The sequence below is a fragment of the Dictyobacter sp. Z7_2 genome, assembly GCF_057551105.1.
Window position 1 is genome coordinate 2,305,225 of record NZ_BAAJPE010000001.1, and the last position, 19,916, is coordinate 2,325,140.

Below are 19,916 nucleotides of genomic sequence, written 5' to 3' on the forward strand. Positions count from 1 at the left end.
GAACTGAACGCTACGCTTCTCGTAAGATGGGACGCTCACGCATGGCGGTCCCCTGGACGTCCAGAGGGGCGGTCTTCGTGGGGGCGATGATCTTTAATAGGCTGGCGATGCGTGTACTGTTATGCGAGGCGATGGTGTATTCGGCTACCGTGTGCAATGTTCTAAGATCCAGGAGGTAAAAAAGCACTCCAGCACTTCCTGAGGAGCGGACATGTCTCAGTGCGTATTGCCCGACAACAAAGTAGGGGCAATCAATGCCACCACTGCCGTAAAGTTGCCATAAGAGCCATTGTAAGAGATTCATCGGTCCGGTCTGTTTCCCCATGAGCATCAGGCTGGCCAGCAAGATACGGATACTCTTGGCCGCTTCGAGTGTGCGCAGCTCTTGCGCGTAGACGCTGGCATGCTTGATAACGTCGGGAAAGGCCAGCAAGATGCGCGATAGGATGGTATTTTCCCAGTCGCAGGGACGCAAGAGCAGCGAACGCATTTTTACTCCTCGAATGCCAGCACGTCCGACGGCTCTCTTCACATCGATCATACAGGTAGGCGATGAGAGCAAGTGATCACTGAGCAACGCGAGTAACAGATCGGCTCGATCGATGGCTTCACTGCGGGTCGTTAGATTCTGCTGCGATGGTGCGGCACTGTGCTGAATTTTTACGTTGGGAATAGTGTCAATTAAGGAGAGGAGCTTCTCTTGAATGGATTTCCAGAGGCGTTGATCCTGCGCATCTGGCGAGACGAGTACATAGATATTTAACGATCTGACACTGGAGATTGATCCGGTGTTGCCAATTGTGCCGGTCGTGCCAGCAGCCACCGTGGGCCTCGTCAGGCTACCGGTCACAGTGGATCGAGGCAGGCCTCCAGTCGTTTTCCTGACCGGCGGGAGCGTCTGTTCGGCACGCAAGAGCATCTTCTGGACACTTTTTATATTAGGAGGACGCAGAGACTTGTCGGCCTCGACCATGCTCATGACGAGATCCTCCAGTATCGGGACGTCGATCGAGATGGGTTTAAATCTAAAGGGGTTGAGCGATGGGTCGTCGCCGGTCAGAAGTTGATGCAGGACCGCTCCCATGCTGTAAATATCAGATTGTGGCGAGGTGGAGTTACGATATTGCTCAGGAGAGGCATATCCAGGCGAACCCAGTGCAATGGTATCTTTGGTCTGCTCGGGCCGAAAGAGGCGCGCAATGCCGAAGTCAATCAAATAGAGTTGACCCTGCGGATTTAACATGATATTGGCGGGCTTCAGATCGCGAAAAATAATGGCTGGCTGTTGTGAATGCAAATAATCCAGCACTGAACAGAGCTGTAAGCCGATACGCAGTATACGTTCGATAGCTACATTTTTCCCTCGCTGCCAATCATTATTCCAATGCTCCTCTAGAGTGGAGCCCTCGATAAAATCCATCGCCAGATAACGTCTTCCGTTATCTTCGAATTGTTGGTAGATGTGCGGCAAGCTGGGATGATCAAGGCGAGTAAGCAGTTCAGCCTCTCGAACAAAGGAGGCAATGGCATCACGCAGGTCCTGACCCGAGAGGCCACTCTGACTCATCTCTTTGACAGCCAGCACACGCTGCCCCGTATCGAAAAGATCGAGTACTTTGTAAACAGCTCCCATGCCCCCGGTTCCCAGTAAATTGATGATTGCATAGCGACCTTTGTGCAACAACGTCTGAGACGATAGTCGACCAGTAGCTGAGCTGGCAATCAGCACTTCACCACACCAATGGCAAAAACGTGCATCCGCTTGATTCTCTTTACCACACGCACGACAGACACGCATTATTCCCTATCCTTCCATCATGAAGAAGGTCGTGTGAAAACATCAGAACGACTCCAGGCTCATCATGCTTAAATACATGCTTACCCATTATATGTCATATATACAACATACCATCTGAAAAAGAGAGGAAGTTAGAGGGACAAATTATGTTCCATCCTCAACGTCTTTGACGCCTGATCCAGATATGCCGCAAAAAATACGCACAAATTCTGCAAAAACCGAGAGGATTTCAAGTATACTATCCCCACTATGAATCCTAAAATTATCGATGAACTAAGCGAAGGACCTCAGTTGATCGGCTACATGATCTATCATAATGATGCCTTTCACCATCTCCAAATCAATGGGAGACTCGTCCGACTCTCGCCAACGGAATATATACTCTGCATGCGCTTGCTAAGCCACTTTGAATGGCTTCAGCAGGTTGCACTGCGTCAGAACAGCAACACTGACATAGAGACTCCTAATGTCTATGTGAGCTTTGAGGAACTACGACGTTGTGCTCATCTGGCAGAACGCTGGCACGTAACAAAACATTTAAGCAATGCGAATGGCAAGTTAAAAGTTCATGGCATTACCATTATTTGCGTTGGCGACTGCGGCTATACGCTCGACTTCCATAAACAAAAACAATCAGAAGCGACGTATCACTAAGAGAGTCTAGTTACGACGTTGCTCCATAGACTACTCCGCCCACTCATCTTTGACGCGCTCGATGCTGTTCCTGATCATCGTGACAGAAAGTACTATCGATGTATTGGATTGGCCGTAGCGACTGACACGATCAATGAGTTTCTCAAGTTGATTGATCGATGGAGAGCTGACTTTGAGAATAAAAGAATCCAGGCCCGCGACACGATAGCATTCAAGGACCTCAGGAATAGCTCGCAGATGCTCGCCAATATATTCTCTTTTATCTTTCGGCACACTCATACGAATAAAGGCTGTCACCGGTAAACCAACTTTGGCAAGATCTACCTCCAGCCGATATCCACGAATAATACCCGCCTCTTCCATCTTACGTACACGCTCCGCCACAGCGGGAGCAGAGAGACCAACCTGTCGACCGAGATTTCTAAATGTGATGCGAGCATTCTCCTGCAACTCTTGCAGGATCTGCCAGCCAGTGTCATCGAGCAGGTTTTCATTTTGTAAGGTCAAAGTGTCAAACCACCTTTCAAAATTTGTCATTTTCAGAATCATACCTTTACCTTGCTATTTATTATAACTTATAAAAGCTTTATACTTGAAACATAATAATTCATTTCCTAGTTGTAATTATCTTTTGCTAAGAAAAATGGATAGTTAGTACATATTATTGCTAACTATTCACGATGCATTTATTCTTAAAATTCATCCCACCATTACACAAAGAAGAGGAATCATGACGACACTGATTAAAGATCGCCTGCAAAATCCCCTGGATCAGGCGCTGGAACAGTTCGATGTGGCAACCAGACACCTACAGCTCGATGCAGAACTGTGCTCGCTCTTACGTACCCCGAAGCGCGAATTGACGGTTCACTTTCCTGTACGCATGGATAATGGCAAGATCAGGATGTTTACCGGCTATCGAGTGCAACATAATACAAATCGCGGGCCTGCCAAAGGTGGCATCCGCTATGATACGCATGTCTCGCTCGACGAGGTACGCGCTCTGGCAATGTGGATGACCTGGAAATGCGCTCTCATGAATATTCCCTTTGGAGGTGCCAAGGGTGGAGTCATTGTCGATCCAACCGAGTTGTCATCGACCGAGTTGGAACGTCTGACGCGCCGCTATACGACTGAGATCGCTGAGATTATTGGGCCGGAACGCGATATTCTGGCTCCCGATATGAATACTAATCCCCAGGTCATGGGTTGGATTATGGATACATATTCTATGCATCGCGGTTATACGGTGCCATCAGTTGTCACGGGCAAGCCGTTGGAGATTGGTGGCAGTACAGGACGCGTAGAGGCGACAGGACGCGGTGTCTTTATTATCACGCGTGAAGCCTGCCAGGTGTATAACATCCCGCTGAAAGGCGCTCGTGTGATCGTTCAGGGCATCGGCAACGTTGGATCGGTGGCCGCCAAGTTGTTATCCGAAGCAGGCTGCAAGATCGTCGGGCTCTCAAATGTCTTTGGCGCGATCTATAACAAACATGGCATCGATGTGCAGAATGCGCTCGACATTGCACGCGCAGATGGTAATCTGACAAACGTGTCTGGAGCGACCCAACTGAGCAATGAAGCATTATTAGAACAACCCTGCGATATTCTGATCCCTGCTGCAACCGAAGGTCAGCTGAATGCCGTTAACGCAGCACAGGTACAGGCCAAATTGATTGTTGAGGCTGCCAACGGTCCCACGACGGTTGAGGCGGATACGATCTTCCAGCAGCGCGGCATCCCGGTGATCCCGGATGTGCTGGCCAATGCCGGCGGCGTCACGGTGAGCTATTTCGAATGGGCTCAGAATCTCCAGGGCATCTTCTGGCCTGAGGAAGAAGTGAACTCACGTCTGGAAGCTATGATGAAAGAAAGTTTCCAGGCCGTAAAAACGACAAGCGAGAAACAATTATGTAACTATCGTCTGGCAGTCTACCTGCTCGCCGTAGGACGAGTAGCGGAAGCAACACGCATCAGAAGCATTTATCCGTAAGTCGAAAGCGATGAATCACTCCACTCTACAGAAACACTTAAAGCCAATCATAACAAAGCAGAGGACAGTCATGCCCTCTGCAAGCCCTATCCAGACGACAAGAGACGACGAAAGGGTTTCTCAATGAAGGAGAGTATCACTTTGACGTATGAACGTGATCTTCATACCGTTAATATAGAAGATATACAATATGATAATGCAGCACATTCACTGCTGATTAAAGATAAAAAAGTCACTTTAACAAAAACTGAATATCGCCTGTTTTATCCACTCAGACACGGCTATCCAATTACTTATGTAGAGATGGCTCGCAGTACATATAATTGCGATGCCGATGATCAGGTACGAGCCATGATCGATAAGCATATCGATCGCATTCGCGCCAAGCTGCGCAACACTGGCATCTATGTCTACTGCGTCCTCTGCTATGGATATCTACTGCTGAACGAAGACCCAACCTCAAGAAATATATAGATACTGTCAAATTTTGACATAAATATAGTAGCGTCGTACGCTCGCGTACGATGTTCCACTCGACGTACGATCAGACCCACCAGTGTGGTTCACCGAGATCCTTCCTGCTGTTTCGTACGAGCTACTGGGACATCGTACGCGAGCGTACGACGCTACGTTGGCTGGCGCTGTTGGACAAGGGAGGCTGTTTCAGCCTGGATTTGTGTATGGGTGCGTTGGTCATATTCGTCCCGGGCGTACGCAACTTCTGACAGATGTCCATATGCCCAGATCGCTAGCGCCGTTATGGGCTCTCTCAGGGTCTGCCCCAGCGGCGTGAGAGAATATTCTACAATGGGAGGTACAACCGGGTAGACGACGCGCTGGACCAGGCCGTTGCGTTCCATGGCTCGCAATGTCTGGGTCAGCATTTTTTTTGAGATGCCGTCGATACGCTTGAGCAGTTGGCCAAAGCGCATTGTATCCTCTTGCAATGCGTAGATAACCAGAGGCGTCCACTGGTCCGAGATCAATCCCAGTACTTGCCGCGACAAGCAGTCAGATCGAAAAATATCAGGTGATGTTTGCTGCTTCGTTTCCATATGCTAACTCTACCACTTTTTAGTCCCTTCCCACAAGATGCACGTTCTTCCAGAGTAAGATATGGTTGTTCAGAGGTCATGTTTACCAGTATGATTTTCACTCTAATGAGGTCTCAACAGGCTTCGATCCACAACCTGGGCTAATATTGACAAAATTTATCAACTATATCATAAAACTCTTGACATAAAGGACTATCATCTTCTATACTTGGCATAAGTGAAAGCGAATTCAGTACTATTTATAATATTTGCAGTGCCAGCAACCAGTTTCCCGATTGTGACGCGATTGCGTTTATCCTGACAAAGATGTCAATCTTTAATTTTTACGGCCGTGCACTTGTACGGTCAAATCGTCATGCGTTCTTACGGCTAAAGCATCGGTGTAGATCGGCTTTTTAAGCGTATTAGCAGGATTTCACCCTGCAAGCCCTTGTCGAAAGGGATTGAAAACTATTCATATATAAAGGTATAAAGGAGAAACGTTCTATGGATCGTCGTCCTACGCCCCGCGGATCAGCAAGCAACTTAAAAGATACAACTTATCCTGGCGCCAAGTCAGCATCACAAGAAGATGTTTCAGACAAATCACCTGCTTTAAGCCGTAGAGAGTCACAGAACGCTATAACAAATGTTGTGCGTGACCTCGCAGAATCTTCCATACGAGATCGTGATTTAAATACAGCTACGTTACGTCGTACCGGGTCACAGAACGCTGCCACAGACGTCCTCCGTACTATCTCCAGATCATCATCGAAAGAACGTGATGAGAATGTACCATCTTCATCACAAGTATTGGACGCACCTACTTCACACACTATCGAGTCAGAGGTGCAAGGAAAACAAGCTATCCGTGATATCGCTCCGTATTCAGATCATCCTTCAGAATTACACCCTACAACCGAACTAACCAGCCACGAGGCTCGAGAGTTTACAAAACTTGCTAATGTCGCGTCTCTATTAAGTAGAGCTGGCGAAGGCAGTTCCCCAGGCTTCTCCCGACAATTCAACGATCAGGAATTGTCGGACAGAATCTTCGAAGTACATGACACCCCAGAATCCTCGCACCAACATGGTGGTCCCCCAATTGAGATGACTCGTAACCCAAGAAGAACAGAGGAAGGCGTCCTCGTACAACGGCACGACAGCAGATCATCAGTCGACGATTCTGTCAAGGCGGATGCACGAAACTTACTCAGAAGGTTAAAGATTAATGCAGATGGTGACTCAAGACATTCGGAAATGGCAGAGGATATCTTTCGTGATTTAAAACATATAAGCGCGTTAGAAAGCAGAATTAGTGAGATGACTGACAAGCTTAAAGAAGCTTCCGGTGATAACCAGTTCCAGAAATTCATTGGCGTAACGAGTGGAAAAATAGATAATCGAATTACCGATTGGAAAGATCAGATTGGTAAAGAGCAAAGAGCAAGTGGTCCCCCTGCCAGCTGGTCTGGCAGAGCAATGACGAAAGCGGGTGATCTGAATACCAGAGTGGCAAGGTTGACACGTACCTGGACAGGTAAGGCCGCTCTTGCTATTGCCCTCGGAGCCGTGGGTACTGCCTTTCCCTCAGTGCTGGCCGGACGATTTCTCCCGTCAGCCTTCGCCTCAAATGTCGTTTCTTCAACATTTGGAAATTACCTCTTCGACAAAGTCCCCTTTCCAGCGAACGCCATTGTTGACAACGCACAGTGGCAGTTTGTAAGTATTGGCGCTTACCTTGCAGAAAGGGCGGCGGAAAAGGCGCTAAGCAGAACCAATGATACCAGCAGTAATGCTACGGCTAGCCATGGCAATTTTACGAACAAGGAACTCGCGCATCGTTTGACTGGACCATTCAATGATCAGTACGGCAGTTCGTTCGACAACAGTACGTTCAGCAATCATACATTTGGCGAATTTATTACCGTCCGCCTCAACGAGCTTACCCAACAGGGTCCATTAACCCTTGAACAGACCAGGAACCCTTAAAAGATACGTAACCACTCAGTCATTGGTGAACACGGGAGCATTTTTTAAGATCTTTATACTGTGATTATAAGGATTAATTTACAGTACGAAGGTGTATATAGGTTGATTATTATCAAATTTACATCTCTGATCTTTATTCAAGAGAACAGACGGCCAAACTCCTCGAGGATTTCTTTTTATGGATCTTGATGCATTTTTGAAGAGATCCTCGACACCGAAACGCATTTCTCAGTGGTACGCTCTCGCTCTGCTGGGGATCGCAGGGCTGGGATTTGTGCTGCGCACCTATGGACTCAATTGGGATCAAGGCTATAATTTTCATCCTGACGAACCCTATATCGTCGCGTATGCACAACATATTGGCTGGCCGCAAAGCATCGGACAATTTCTCAATCCGATCACATCGCCACTCAATCCGCACCTGTTTTACTATGGATCATTTCCCATTTATCTGCTAGCTCTGATTGGACATCTGCTCGCCACTATTTTTCCGGATGCTCGTATCCTGGATCATTTGACGCTGGTGGGACGCTATCTATCAGCCAGCTTTGAAACTGGCACGATTCTGCTGACTGGTTGGTTGGGGCTGCGTTTATGTCAGGATGAGCTATCAGATGGCTTCTCCCCCTGGCCTATGTCTTTGCTGGCGGCACTACTTGTCACATTTACTCCTTTTGAGATACAGCAAGCTCACTATAGCACGGTTGATGGGATGCTGCTCTTTTTTGTGATGCTAACACTGCTTGGATGCGTTACGCTGGTGAATACAAGCGCTCCCTACCGCGTGGCTCTACTCATTGGATTGGGCTATGGACTGGCTCTGGCAACAAAGTTCAGCGCAGCCCCTCTGGCCGTTCCGATAGTGACTGCGATCCTGCTACGCTGGTCTCGACAGACGCTGATTTCGGCCTTGATCTCGCTTGGATTATCCACTCTAACCACCTGTCTGACTTTCCTGATCGTTATGCCCTACGCTTTGCTCGATCGGCAGAACTTCGTACAGAATCTCATGCAGCAAGGGCAAATGTCTATAGGCAATTCCGGGGTGACGTATATCATTCAATTTGCACCGACTCTTCCCTATGCATATCAGGCGAAAAATCTGGTACTGTGGGGATTGGGGCCGACGATGGGTCTGGTCGCTGGCTGCGGATTGCTCTGGCTGTTCTACCGCATGATCAGGCGGCGAGCCGGACTGTGGCCGATTGTGATCACCTGGATCGTCGCTTATGCCAGTATTACCGGCAGCTTTTATGTCAAGTTTATGCGCTATATGCTGCCAATCTATCCTCTGCTCACCTTGATCGCGGCAGCCGTGTTGAGCGCCTGGATACGCTCGATAAAAGTCCGTGAGCGATACGATCAGCTTTCGTGGAGCTGGCTAGCCTATGCAGTTACCTCTCTGGTAGTGATAGGGACAATGTTTCAAGGTCTGGCACTGGTGAATGTCTATCACAGTACGAATACACTCATTCAGGCGTCCGACTGGATGTTCAATCACATTCCCTCAGGCAGCTCGATCATGTATGAACAGGGCGACGCCCGGCTGCCACTTCCACTGGATGGCAAACTGCCTGATACTTTCTTCCGTATGCCTGCCACTGGCGTGGATATGTATGAGGGCGATTCCTTTATAAAGCTTCAGACGCTGGTCAGCTCGATAACACACAGCGATGTCATTGTAATGGCATCAGATCGCAACGATAAGCCTGTCATGCAATTGCCAAAGATTTATCCCATGACCACACACTACTACCAGCTCCTGCTAAGCGAGAAACTAGGCTTTCACCTGGTTGCCCAGTTCACAGATCCTCCCCATCTATGGGGTTTCACCTTTAACGATAGTGACGCCGATGAAAGCTATTCGGTCTTTGATCATCCCATTGTACGTATCTTTGTGCGGGATAAACCGGCAACCCGTCAAGCAGCTGATCATTTCCAGCAGCAGCTATTACAGATGCTCAGTTCTACAAAATAAGATAATGCTCTGCCAATGATCATGGCACTTCATGGAGAAAGAAGCCAAACGTAACATCGAACGCTACGTTTGGCCGTGAAGGTTCTGAGTTGGGCAATAAGAGATTAAGGATTGATCAGGTTGGCATACCAGCGACCGCTATCCTTAACAATACGGCGCTGCGTAGGATAGTCGACATAAATGATGCCGAAGCGTTTGCTGTAGCCATCCATCCACTCGTAGTTATCCATGAGAGACCATGCAAAGTATCCCCCCATCGGCACTCCCTGCTTGATAGCCTCTCCGACGGCTTCGATGTGGTCGTGAATGTAGGATAAGCGTCCGGCATCATTAACTTCATCGCTGCTTCCATCCCAGGTATCATCAAAGGCGGCTCCGTTTTCTGTAACCAGCAGGGTCGGTGGAGCATATCTCTGATGCAGCCACACAAGGAGCTCGGTCATTCCTTGAGGATAGATCTCCCATCCCATCGCAGTGTATTTTGAGCTCGGTAGATGCTTCACGATCTCGCCCTTGCCAGAGGTGGGATTATACTGGTAGACGCTGCGCGTGTAGTAGTTGACACCCAGGAAGTCGAGCGGCGCTCCGATGATGGCGAAATCATCGGGAGCGATGGTGGGCTCTTTGGTCTTGAGGTCTGCGAAGAGGCCGTCTGGATACTGGCCGCGAAAGATTGGATCACCAAACCAGCTATTGCCACGTGTGTCTTTTTCGACAGCCGCCAGCGTGCTCGGATGCTGATCGACAGCATAGGCCGGCGTGAAGTTAAGCGTGATACCAACTTTTGTGTCCGACGAACAATGTTGCCGTAAACGCGCCACACCTAATCCGTGAGCGAGCAGCAGATGATGTCCGACCGCTCCTAAGACAGAAGGATCCTTTTTGCCAGGCGCGTGAATGCCTGATCCGTAGCCAAGATAGGCAACACACCATGGCTCGTTGAGCGTCTGCCAGTGCTTGACACGATCGCCCAGGCGGCGCGCCATGATCTCTGCATAATCGGCAAAGGCATAAGCGGTATCACGATTCTCCCAGCCACCACGCTCGTGCAGCGCCAGGGGAAGATCCCAATGATAGAGCGTCAACATGGGTGTGATATCCTGTGCTAACAGCTCATCCACCAGACGCTCGTAGAAATCCAGGCCCGCCGGATTAAGCGCTCCAGTCCCTTGTGGCAGCACACGCGACCAGGAGACGGAGAAGCGATAGGCCTGCAGGTTCAATGTTTTCATCAGGGCAACATCGGCAGGCATGCGATGATAATGATCGGTCGCAACATCGCCGGTATCTCCCTGGTAGGTCTTGCCAGGCGTAGCAGAGAATTGATCCCAGATCGATAGACCTCGTCCATCCTCGTGGGCAGCACCTTCCACCTGATACGCTGCCGTCGCGGCTCCCCAGATGAAATCCTTGGGAAATGAAGCGCTAATAACTTCCTGCGAGGTTGTCAATACGCTCGCGTCATGAGAAATACTCAATTAATCCTCCTCTAAGTATGCTGATCCTGAAGTACACCCATCAGAATACCGGGATTGATGATGGGCGGACGCCGATTGGCTAGTCCTGGCATAGTACCACACGATGAGCGAACTATCAGTTGATTGGGCAAGAGTTTGCGGATAGGTGCTTCTCGCTGCGCCTTTGTAGCGAGAGAAGATGCGAAATCAACACCATGCGGGCCGGCCGTCGATGGTAGTCGCGAGTCAATGATAGATAGGAGCAGCTCCGCTGCGGTCACTCCCATTTCGAAGAGCGGCTGACGGATAGTCGTCAATGGTGGCTGCATATGCTCCGCGAGCGGGATATCATCGAAGCCTACCACAGCCACATCGGCTGGCACCCGAATGCCAAACTCATCAACCACACGCAACACACCGTAAGCCATCTGATCGTTTCCCGCAAAAATCGCATCGGGCCGCTCACTGACAGGCCGAGAAAAAATCGTCCGAGCGCTGGCCTCTCCGCCTTGAATACTAAATTCTCCTCCTCCAATTACCAGCGCGGGATCAAGCTCGATGCCCGCTTCGGTCAGCGCACGAGCGTAGCCATCATAGCGCTCACGCACGCACCGAAACTCGCCTGGTCCCTGTATGTAGGCAATACGACGATGTCCCAGTTGCAGCAGATGCCTGGTAATCTCATATGCGCCCGCATGATTATCGGTACCAACCCATGGAGTCTGAATAGGCAGCTCCTGATCATCGATCGTCACAACAGATAAGCCTTGCTCGTGCAGGTGGACAAGGTGATCCGCGAGATGACCCGGACAGATGGCCAGGAGTCCAGAGGTCAACTTCATCGCCAGAATACGATCAAGGATCTCGCTGTGATCACGCGTCTGACTGATCGTGTAGAGCACAATCTCGTAGGGTGTGTGCTCGACCACGGCTGCCACGCCGCGCATAATCTCTGGCACCGAAGGCCACGTCAGCGGAGGCGCCAGGACACCAATCAGCTGTGCCCGGCCTCCACGCAAAACAGTCGCCGTAATACTGGGTACAAATCCACGCTCATTGACAACCTTCATCACCCGCTCGCGAATCTCAGGATCGACCGTCGGCTTATTATTCAGTACCCGCGAAACCGTCGCCTTGGACACTCCAGCCAGACGTGCAATATCCTGGATCGTCAATTTTGCTCTCATAGCTGCACTCTTTCTTACTGAATTGGCTACTATGTCGCTCCGTTGCGCCACAAGAGAAATCAAGCCTCGGCCGTCCGAACTGTCTGGGAAATCGATTTCTCTGACAAGAGTATGCTGAGAAATCGATTTCTTGTCAAGGGCTTTTGCCTACTTTGGAGAGGTTATCGGCATTGTTATAAAAAACTGAAGAGTTTGCAGCATCCTTAGATGAATCTATTTAAGGAATACTACTCCCATCGAACAACAAGGAATAGAGAGGCCATAGTGTGGCCCTAACAGGTTAAGCTTTCATAAAAGACCTACCAGCCTTCGGGAATTGCACTCGCTTTTTCCTCTTGTTCGGTTTTCGTGCTTCTATTAGCGTTAATCAGATTCTCTAATTTGGAATGTCCATCACGAGATACATTGTATATTTTTTCATTATTGCTTGCATCTCTTATTACATAGCGCACATGTGTAGGTTCTTCTTGTTTCAGCTTAATGTCTCGACCAGGTACTGCCTGAGCTTGTATATCTTGTTGAATTATTTGACTTATTTTCTCAAAACCGTCAGCCAATTCATGTTGTGAAGGACCACCTATATCTTTACTATTCGTACCTATGACTCCTTTAAGGCGACTCCAATCTTCAGATGGCAGAGTATATGTTTCGGGTACCCCACCGATAAGAGATCTGTTGATACTTCTCATTTCATTAGGGTTCAGCGTAACTTCTACATAATTGCCGTCTAACGTCGATCGGTGTTGAGAAATGAGATCGCTGGGATCTCCATAGGACTTCTTAATAAATTGTAGCAAGCTTTCCAGTTTCTTAGTGTCTGGGTGATCAAGATGCTCACTCGGTTGTCTTGTTTCTTGGCGGAATGATGATGTACCTTCTGTGCTTCCAGGCACTTGCCCCAGTTGCGGAGTACCAGTATTTACTTCTGGAATCTCTTGACGTAAAATTGCTTTGTCTGGGCGGCCTAACGTGGAGAATCTTGAACTTCCCTGCTGCACATCTAATGCGTGTCGTATATCAGAGCGCAGGGAAGTACTTTGATCAATTGGAACCCTTCTCAGCCCCCTCTCTCCCCTCGTGCTCGCTCCTAATCTCCCTTCATTTCTAGCCGCATTCGGCTCTAGCTGTGCCATTGTCTTCCATCGACGGAGCACATCTTTATCAAGGGGGTCTGATGCAGAACGGCTTCCCACATCGGTTTTTTTCTTATCTCCCTTAGGAACTGCATCTGTGTCTCCCCTTCTTCCAGAGTCACTCATTAAGGGATTCGCTGAGGATTGGCTACTTGAGTTATCGGCTTGTTTAGACCTTGGTGCTCTAGGCCCATACTTAACATTTCTGTTTTCCATCTTCTATATATCCACTTTCTTATAAGAAATAGATTAAAAATTCTTTCCTTAGCTATACAAACTCTCATCATCCCCAAATTATAGCAAATAAAGACTTATCTATGCTTCACTTTAGCAGTCGTCCAGGTATCGTTTAGGGATCGTTCAAAAGTGTTTTCTTCATAAGCATGAATTGCTCCCTCCCTCGAAGGAGGGAGAAAAAAATTACACCTTTTAGTGATGACGTTTGAGAAGCTTTCATCTATACTCATGAATGAGCATGCTATTAATTGACGACAAATAAAAAGACCTTTAAGAAAGGACCTTTTCATGCAACAAGTATTGCCTGTAGGGATTTTTATCCTTTTAGCTATATACATTATCTACCGACGTCTACGCCCCCAACCTGTACGGCCAGTGCGCGCAGTAAGTATAGCAACAGTGATTGTGTTTTTTTCTGTCGTAAGTTTGTTCAGCACAAACGCACTTTTCACGCATACGCTTGCGCTCATCTTAGCGCTTCCCGCACTGCTGATTGGATTGGCAGGGGGCTTCCTGCTGATGCGCTCGATCCATTTCTGGCACGATCAGACTACTGGTGCGCTATGGATGAAAGGTGGCTTCCTGTATCTGGCGATCTGGCTCCTGACCATACTCCTGCGCGAGGGAGCCGCTTATGCTAATGGCGACTTTACAAAAGGGCACATTCCTTTTGCGCTCAACCCAACGCTTACGGCTCTTGCGATTGATCTGGTGATTGTCTCAATCGGCCTGTGGATAGCACGTGCAACCGCGTTGGTGCTCAAATATCGTGAAGATAAGCATGAGTCCGTCTCGCCGTCTCCTGAACACGTTGCCTGATGAATATGCTCTTCCTTACATCATTTTTGCTAGTGAATACATCAATGCTCGTAAAGTTTTTTCTTCACGAGCATGAATTACTTCCTCCCCCGAAGGAGGGAGAAAAAATCACCCCTGAAAAGAGAGATTCAGCAGCTCGTTCGCTCTTACGCATTTTTTTGCCAGCCACCGTATTTATCATCTTGTGCGCAGGCATTTTTTTTGCTTTTTTTGCGTCTCTACAACTTATACCAGAAAGTCAAAAGCCATCTGTTCCTGCCAGCTTCTACGGGTTGGGGCTAACCATCCTCTTTATTGTTTTAGAAGTGGCCTTTATCTTCTTTGAAGTCAGGTTTCTAAGCAAACATTTTGGACATAAAGAACTTTCCACTCAAAGAGGTATCGTTTTTCTCAGTGGTATCCCCTTCTATACCGTCGTGATACTTTTTATCCTTCCATTTTTTTACAACAATAATTCTAACCTACCTGCTGCTGCATTATTTTTTAGTGTAGCTGGATCTCTAGGATTCTTTATTATCTCATGCATTTACTTGTTTTCAATGTGGTTCTTGTTAAAACGTTCAACGACTATTGCTCTCCAGCAATAATTGACTCTCTAATCCTCGTTCAGCCTGAGCGTCTGACTCATGGTGGGAGCGGAGACGATGCGCACCATCATGGTGAGTGCGATACCGTAGAGCGCGACGACGATGACGAGTCCCCATAAGAGGGTCGCTGGGACGACGATGCTGGTTGGGAAGGCTGTCTGGAGTGCATAGAATTGGTCGCTGGTGGCAAGCGTGCTGTTCACGTCGGTGAGCGAGAGCGCCGGGATGACGGTGGCAGATAAGATAGCTCCAAAGCCGATCCCTAGCAGGAGGCCGGTCGCGTAAACGATGCCTTGCTCACAGGTTAGCATACTGGCAACTTCGCTCGGCGTGGTTCCGATGGCTCTCAGGATGGCGAAGTTTGTCAGGCGTACGCGTGCGCTTAGCCAGGAGGCAAGCAGGTCTCCAACAAATGCGAGGAGTAAGGCTGTGATTGTTCCGATGATGAGTAGTCCCGATAGGATGAGATATAACGGATCATTGTGCAAGGAGGACAGGATTGACCAGCGATCCAGCAGATTCTGAAGGGTGTACGTGGGCTGTTTTAAAGCTAAACGTATATTTGTCAGCGAAATTGCATCCGCATTGGTATGCAGCCAGACGTGGTTGATCGCAGGAGTGTCGACAGCCAACACCGACAAGTTCCTTTTCTTGAGAGCTGTGTCGTAGATGGTTTCGTAGGTTGGATAGTCCACGATGATACTTCCCGGGATGACGGTGTTCTTCCCTCCTACTCCGATGCGATCGTTGACCGTGGGGACGTGCGGGATAATCCCAATCACAATTGTATCCATATCGGTCACATTTAATCCCGACATGTGAACGGTGAGCGGCGAGCCGACGTGCAGGTAGAGCTGATTGGCCGTGCGTGTGTCGATAATCGATGGGATAAGATTACGTTCGATCGCGCCTTTTCTCTGTTGCGCTTCTTGCGCCAGCAACTTCGTTCCTGCTTTCGACTCCTGCTCGCTAGGCCAGAGCACAGCTGAGGCAAAAGTCGAAGCATCGACAGCACGCACATCCATCACCATGCCACCCTTCCCACCCACGGCCTGCGCGACGTAGCCCGAGCTGGCCGAGAGGACTCCTGGCATGTGCGTATACAGATTGGTGACCCCGGTGGCATCCCGCTGCGTGTTTGACTGGGTATACTGTCCACCGAAATCAGCTCCAACCTCGTAGATAGAGATGTCCTGGATGTGCTGCGTCTGCGAGGCCATGTAGACCAGGGTGAAGAACGCAAAGGCTACAGCTAAAGCTAATAGTAGCGCCATGCGGATCGCCTGTTTGGGCGAACGTCCAATCTGCGCCAGAGCCAGCATTGAGACCGCTCCCCGCCCACGCACAACCAGCGAGGTAATAAAGGTTAATAATAATGGAAAGAGGCGCAAGAAGAGGAACATACAGCCAATGATGAGAAAGAAGGGAGTGATAATCGATAGTGGATTGGCGATCAATATCTGTGCATCTCCCTGAAGGACGTTCCCCAGGCTTGTCAGGTAAAATGAGACTCCATAACCGGCAAGCGCGATGATGCCCGCTAAGAGGTCCAGGTTGAGTCGCTGCCAGAGCGGACGGCGCTGCGTGCGCGATGATGATTGACGTCGTAGCGCAAGAACGTCTGAGCGCGAGGCGCTGAAGATGGCGAAGCCCATAGTCAACAAGACGATAAACACAATCGAAAAGGCGTAAAGAATCCCAGTCGTGATCACGGCATCGGCGTTACCAGTGAGGACGTTCAAGGAATCTTGCGTGTTGGTCGGGAGGATCCTCTTTGAGAGTGTGTAGACCGCAAGTAAGGAGAGCGGGATACCAAGCACTAAGGCGACGATTCCTAAGCCAATACTTTGTGTCATAAGTGACCAGAAAATCTGACTGCGGCTGGCACCACGCGAGCGCAGGAGTGCAATCGTATCACTCTGACGTTCGACTAAGAGTCCCATCATCAAGCTTACAAAAAAGAGGATCAGCACCATGATCATCATACCCAGCACAGCAATGGGAATCTGGGCCACTGCGATCCGGCTCTCAAAACTCATCAGTTCACTGGGATTCTGTGGACTACTGAAGAGAGGACTCGTCAGCGCCATATCCCATAGATAGGGGGCATTATTCGATTCCTCGCGTAGAGATATATCATCATTGTAGGAGGCCTGAAACTGATTCTGCACATTCGATAGGGCACTCAAAAGAGGATCAAGCTTCCCAACCACAATCTGAGATGGGTCTATATGATAGTACCAGATCAGGTTGTAGTCACCGGCTGAGGAGAAGATAGCATCAGCTTGCTTCTGCGACTGTAAAGAGTCAAAAAGCGCGATCAGGCTGCTGTTCGAGGCTAACATTATGTATGTAGAAATGGGTGCGCTGCCAGAGCCGGTAACCAATGGTTGGAAGTTTGCGCCGTGCCAGTAGGATGTGTTCGCTGTATTGATATCAAATAATCCCGCCACATGCACCGTGACGTTGGCAACCTTTTCCTGCGGAGAGTCAAAAGATCCATTGTTGTTAAAATCATTCGTGGCTATCGGACGGGCTAAATAATTGAGCTGTAGTGGCAAGGTAGAACCAACCGTGAGATGAAGACTCTTCGCTGTTGCCGTGGTCATTATGACCTCCAGCGACAACGGTTGACCGCTACTGGCACCAGCCATATGTCCCTTGAGGTTACTGAGATGCCCGGATGCCTGTGTAAGGTCAGCACCCAGCATCACAAGCGAGTTGTTCTTCGAGGGTATTCCCGATGACGGCGCAAATGAAAAGTCTGAAGAGGACATTTCAAAATCGGGCGCTTGAAGCAGAGAACCAAATCCAGGTTGCAAAATGCTCTCAAAGTCCCTCTGGACCTTCTTGATGACTGATGAAGATATGCCAACTGTAGTGGCATGAGCCTCAATTTCTGAGCTATCAGGCGTCTCACGCAGCGTGTTACGGAGACCAGCCGTGGTCATAATATCTGTGAAAAGAGGTATCGAGCAGGCAATAATGACGGATGCAATTATCCCCAGGGCAATCATACTGAGTAAAAATCTCGTTTGCTTCCAACGCCACCAGGCAAGCGTCAACACCGACGATAGCGGCGAACGATTACTTCGTTGGGGTCGCGCAGATTTAACCATAAGGACCTCTTCTCATAGCAAGCACAAATAAACATTATGGCACAAGGCAATGGTGATAGTATGCTCTTCCAAATCCAAAAATGTCAATATAAAATACCTAAAGAAAGAGATATTTATTGATTTTTACTCTAAAAGAGTTTATATTTTAATAAGCATCTATTTTCTCTTTAAAAGAAAAAGCTTTTTTCAAAGCTTTGGAGCAAATATAAGTTTGTTGCTATCATTATAATAATGAGTATATATGTATAATGATAGAAATATTATGCAGCAATAAGGATGATAGTTTACCATGAAAATAAGTTACAAAGGTTGCCCGGCAGGGATTAAAAGACTGGCCCTCTTTGAGTTGTTCGGAGTGCTAAGTTGTATTGGGCTGCTTTTCTTTACATTACATGATCCACGCGACTTTATCGCATCATTGGTGGGAGCCCTGGTGGGGATGGCGGTGGTCTATGGATTGTGGACCGTCCGATTCTGGGCCTTCTGGCTGACGGCCGCCTACGAGATAGCCGAGATTCTTTATGAGCTGTTTCTTACTACACTTCCCTCCTATCAGGATATCCATCTGGCAGGCCCTCTCTTCGGTATTCTGATGAGCGCAATCACGCTTGGCTATATCTTTCTGGACCGTTCTGTGAAACCTGTCTTTCAGAGAAGCATCCCCTCTAAGAGATACTCACAGAGCTAACGCAGCAAAATACCAACCAGGAGCACCTCAAAGGGTGTGGTTCGGATGATAACCAGGAGCAAGGAATTTCATCTAAGCGCTATAGTAATTATTCGTAATTGTGCTCCAGGCAAAGCTGGGAGCCAGCTTCGATCAATACGGGACCAAGATCATTCTTGCGAAGATCACAATCTTTTACGGTGCCACGTCCCCGGTGAAAGACAGCAATCCCTTGATAGGCATGATGCTGGATACGACAGCGACAGATGATGGGATCACTCTCCCAGGAAACTTCGATGCCGGCTAAGATGTTATCAAAGATATCACAATCCTCGATGATCCCCTGGCTGCCTGCACTAACAGAGATACCTGCCCATTTCCCTTTATAAATCCTACAATTGCGGACGATGGGATCGCTATGCTGTTTAATTTCTACAGCCGAGCTTGTATTAGCAAAGATCTCGCAATGCTCAATCACGCCATGAGCATCCTGCCGGAAAGTTACTCCGGAGGCTCGGCCATCGTGCAATGTACAGGCAGAGATTTCAGCCTCGCTTCCCTCACAGATTGCAACACCTGCTTGCGCGTTCTGCGAGATATCGCAATGCTGTACCCGTCCCAGGCTGCACTCGGTCACCAGCAGGCCATAGCCTTTCCCGTGCGAAATGATACAGTCCTGCAACAGCACCTCACTATTCTGGATAACCGCTACTTCAGCAAAGACGTTCTTGCTGATCTCACATTGCTCAAGCATACCTCGGCTCACAGTCGCGATCAATACGCCATAGCCAGAACTGTCATGGATAGCAGAACTGCGTACAGTCCCTACAGTGTCATGTCCAGAAATATAAAGGCACGCATAAGAGGATGAAAAGAGGTCACAATTAACGATTTCAGCCTGTCCTCTGGCAATATCGATGGCTCCGTAGAGATAGCTTTCTCGGTTGAGGCTGCTGCGCACGCTCACTGTCAGTCCTTCAACATAAATACCCGGGGCTCTCAAAGTGAGACAGGGACGATTATTGCTCTCAAGCACAATCTGTGCTCGATCACCATCCCCGATGAGGGAGATTGCCTTATCGATAACGACAGATTCCCGATAGCATCCCGGCCTGATCAGGATAGTATCACCGCTTTGAGACATGGCAAGCGCCGCGGCAATCGTAGGATAAAAATGGTCAGAAGCAGATGATAAAGGTGAAACGATACGCACAGTTGACGGCTGATGATCATTATAAATTGATCGTAAATACATGAT

16 protein-coding genes are annotated in these 19,916 nt (G+C 48.7%); 8 read left to right on the top strand and 8 right to left on the bottom strand.

Annotated elements, in window-relative coordinates; all coding sequences use genetic code 11:
• Positions 1-10 precede the first annotated feature (10 nt).
• Complete coding sequence (locus AC27N8_RS09125) at positions 11-1,798, bottom strand: protein kinase domain-containing protein (RefSeq protein WP_487066172.1); 1,788 nt, start codon at positions 1,796-1,798, stop codon at positions 11-13.
• Between the two features lie 249 nt (positions 1,799-2,047).
• Here AC27N8_RS09125 and AC27N8_RS09130 point away from each other — a divergent pair, with 249 nt between their 5' ends.
• Positions 2,048-2,452, top strand: a complete 405-nt coding sequence (locus tag AC27N8_RS09130) for a hypothetical protein (RefSeq protein ID WP_487066174.1) — start codon at positions 2,048-2,050, stop codon at positions 2,450-2,452.
• A 30-nt stretch (positions 2,453-2,482) separates the two neighbouring features.
• Here AC27N8_RS09130 and AC27N8_RS09135 read toward each other — a convergent pair whose 3' ends face one another.
• Positions 2,483-2,959: an Lrp/AsnC family transcriptional regulator gene (locus AC27N8_RS09135; protein ID WP_487066176.1), complete on the bottom strand. Its 477-nt coding sequence runs from the start codon at positions 2,957-2,959 to the stop codon at positions 2,483-2,485.
• A gap of 223 nt (positions 2,960-3,182) precedes the next feature.
• On the opposite strand from AC27N8_RS09135, the gene AC27N8_RS09140 reads away from it, so the two are divergent.
• Entirely contained in the window at positions 3,183-4,448 is a 1,266-nt protein-coding gene (locus AC27N8_RS09140) for a Glu/Leu/Phe/Val family dehydrogenase (RefSeq protein WP_487066178.1), read from the top strand.
• 141 nt (positions 4,449-4,589) lie between these two features.
• Positions 4,590-4,922: a hypothetical protein gene (locus AC27N8_RS09145; RefSeq protein ID WP_487066180.1), complete on the top strand. Its 333-nt coding sequence runs from the start codon at positions 4,590-4,592 to the stop codon at positions 4,920-4,922.
• Positions 4,923-5,074: 152 nt separating this feature from the next.
• Here AC27N8_RS09145 and AC27N8_RS09150 read toward each other — a convergent pair whose 3' ends face one another.
• Positions 5,075-5,503 carry a winged helix-turn-helix transcriptional regulator gene (locus AC27N8_RS09150; protein ID WP_487066182.1) on the bottom strand — a complete coding sequence of 143 codons (429 nt, stop codon included), beginning with the start codon at positions 5,501-5,503 and terminating at the stop codon, positions 5,075-5,077.
• 486 nt (positions 5,504-5,989) lie between these two features.
• Here AC27N8_RS09150 and AC27N8_RS09155 point away from each other — a divergent pair, with 486 nt between their 5' ends.
• Complete coding sequence (locus AC27N8_RS09155) at positions 5,990-7,474, top strand: hypothetical protein (protein ID WP_487066184.1); 1,485 nt, start codon at positions 5,990-5,992, stop codon at positions 7,472-7,474.
• A 178-nt stretch (positions 7,475-7,652) separates the two neighbouring features.
• Positions 7,653-9,452 (top strand): hypothetical protein, encoded by a 1,800-nt coding sequence (locus AC27N8_RS09160; RefSeq protein WP_487066186.1) that lies wholly within the window; start codon positions 7,653-7,655, stop codon positions 9,450-9,452.
• Between the two features lie 104 nt (positions 9,453-9,556).
• On the opposite strand, the gene AC27N8_RS09165 is transcribed toward AC27N8_RS09160, so the two are convergent.
• The 3 genes from AC27N8_RS09165 to AC27N8_RS09175 all read right to left on the bottom strand — a co-directional run bounded on the left by AC27N8_RS09165 (position 9,557) and on the right by AC27N8_RS09175 (position 13,445).
• Positions 9,557-10,930 (bottom strand): GH1 family beta-glucosidase, encoded by a 1,374-nt coding sequence (locus tag AC27N8_RS09165; RefSeq protein WP_487066188.1) that lies wholly within the window; start codon positions 10,928-10,930, stop codon positions 9,557-9,559.
• Between the two features lie 11 nt (positions 10,931-10,941).
• On the bottom strand, positions 10,942-12,096 hold the full coding sequence (locus AC27N8_RS09170) for a LacI family DNA-binding transcriptional regulator (RefSeq protein WP_487066190.1): 1,155 nt from the start codon (positions 12,094-12,096) through the stop codon (positions 10,942-10,944).
• A 299-nt stretch (positions 12,097-12,395) separates the two neighbouring features.
• Positions 12,396-13,445, bottom strand: a complete 1,050-nt coding sequence (locus AC27N8_RS09175; protein WP_487066192.1) for a hypothetical protein — start codon at positions 13,443-13,445, stop codon at positions 12,396-12,398.
• Between the two features lie 309 nt (positions 13,446-13,754).
• Between AC27N8_RS09175 and AC27N8_RS09180 the strand changes: the two genes are divergently transcribed.
• Together AC27N8_RS09180 and AC27N8_RS09185 are read left to right on the top strand one after the other, a co-directional pair.
• Positions 13,755-14,285, top strand: a complete 531-nt coding sequence (locus AC27N8_RS09180) for a hypothetical protein (protein ID WP_487066194.1) — start codon at positions 13,755-13,757, stop codon at positions 14,283-14,285.
• Positions 14,286-14,329: 44 nt separating this feature from the next.
• On the top strand, positions 14,330-14,872 hold the full coding sequence (locus tag AC27N8_RS09185; protein ID WP_487066196.1) for a hypothetical protein: 543 nt from the start codon (positions 14,330-14,332) through the stop codon (positions 14,870-14,872).
• A gap of 8 nt (positions 14,873-14,880) precedes the next feature.
• Here the strand turns inward: AC27N8_RS09185 and AC27N8_RS09190 are convergent, their stop codons facing one another.
• Positions 14,881-17,991, bottom strand: a complete 3,111-nt coding sequence (locus AC27N8_RS09190; protein ID WP_487066198.1) for an FtsX-like permease family protein — start codon at positions 17,989-17,991, stop codon at positions 14,881-14,883.
• 289 nt (positions 17,992-18,280) lie between these two features.
• Here AC27N8_RS09190 and AC27N8_RS09195 point away from each other — a divergent pair, with 289 nt between their 5' ends.
• A complete protein-coding gene (locus AC27N8_RS09195) occupies positions 18,281-18,679 on the top strand; it encodes a hypothetical protein (RefSeq protein WP_487066200.1) in 399 nt (132 codons plus the stop codon).
• An 88-nt stretch (positions 18,680-18,767) separates the two neighbouring features.
• On the opposite strand, the gene AC27N8_RS09200 is transcribed toward AC27N8_RS09195, so the two are convergent.
• Positions 18,768-19,913: a right-handed parallel beta-helix repeat-containing protein gene (locus AC27N8_RS09200; RefSeq protein WP_487066202.1), complete on the bottom strand. Its 1,146-nt coding sequence runs from the start codon at positions 19,911-19,913 to the stop codon at positions 18,768-18,770.
• Positions 19,914-19,916: the final 3 nt, after the last annotated feature.

What these genes read in the sequence shown, in the direction of transcription:
- AC27N8_RS09125 (WP_487066172.1), bottom strand. Translation starts at nt 1,798, where the DNA reads ATGCGTGTCTGTCGTGCGTGTGGTAAAGAGAATCAAGCGGATGCACGT.
- AC27N8_RS09130 (WP_487066174.1), top strand. Translation starts at nt 2,048, where the DNA reads ATGAATCCTAAAATTATCGATGAACTAAGCGAAGGACCTCAGTTGATC.
- AC27N8_RS09140 (WP_487066178.1), top strand. Translation starts at nt 3,183, where the DNA reads ATGACGACACTGATTAAAGATCGCCTGCAAAATCCCCTGGATCAGGCG.
- AC27N8_RS09150 (WP_487066182.1), bottom strand. Translation starts at nt 5,503, where the DNA reads ATGGAAACGAAGCAGCAAACATCACCTGATATTTTTCGATCTGACTGC.
- AC27N8_RS09155 (WP_487066184.1), top strand. Translation starts at nt 5,990, where the DNA reads ATGGATCGTCGTCCTACGCCCCGCGGATCAGCAAGCAACTTAAAAGAT.
- AC27N8_RS09160 (WP_487066186.1), top strand. Translation starts at nt 7,653, where the DNA reads ATGGATCTTGATGCATTTTTGAAGAGATCCTCGACACCGAAACGCATT.
- AC27N8_RS09170 (WP_487066190.1), bottom strand. Translation starts at nt 12,096, where the DNA reads ATGAGAGCAAAATTGACGATCCAGGATATTGCACGTCTGGCTGGAGTG.
- AC27N8_RS09175 (WP_487066192.1), bottom strand. Translation starts at nt 13,445, where the DNA reads ATGGAAAACAGAAATGTTAAGTATGGGCCTAGAGCACCAAGGTCTAAA.
- AC27N8_RS09180 (WP_487066194.1), top strand. Translation starts at nt 13,755, where the DNA reads ATGCAACAAGTATTGCCTGTAGGGATTTTTATCCTTTTAGCTATATAC.
- AC27N8_RS09185 (WP_487066196.1), top strand. Translation starts at nt 14,330, where the DNA reads ATGCTCGTAAAGTTTTTTCTTCACGAGCATGAATTACTTCCTCCCCCG.
- AC27N8_RS09190 (WP_487066198.1), bottom strand. Translation starts at nt 17,991, where the DNA reads ATGGTTAAATCTGCGCGACCCCAACGAAGTAATCGTTCGCCGCTATCG.
- AC27N8_RS09195 (WP_487066200.1), top strand. Translation starts at nt 18,281, where the DNA reads ATGAAAATAAGTTACAAAGGTTGCCCGGCAGGGATTAAAAGACTGGCC.
- AC27N8_RS09200 (WP_487066202.1), bottom strand. Translation starts at nt 19,913, where the DNA reads ATGTATTTACGATCAATTTATAATGATCATCAGCCGTCAACTGTGCGT.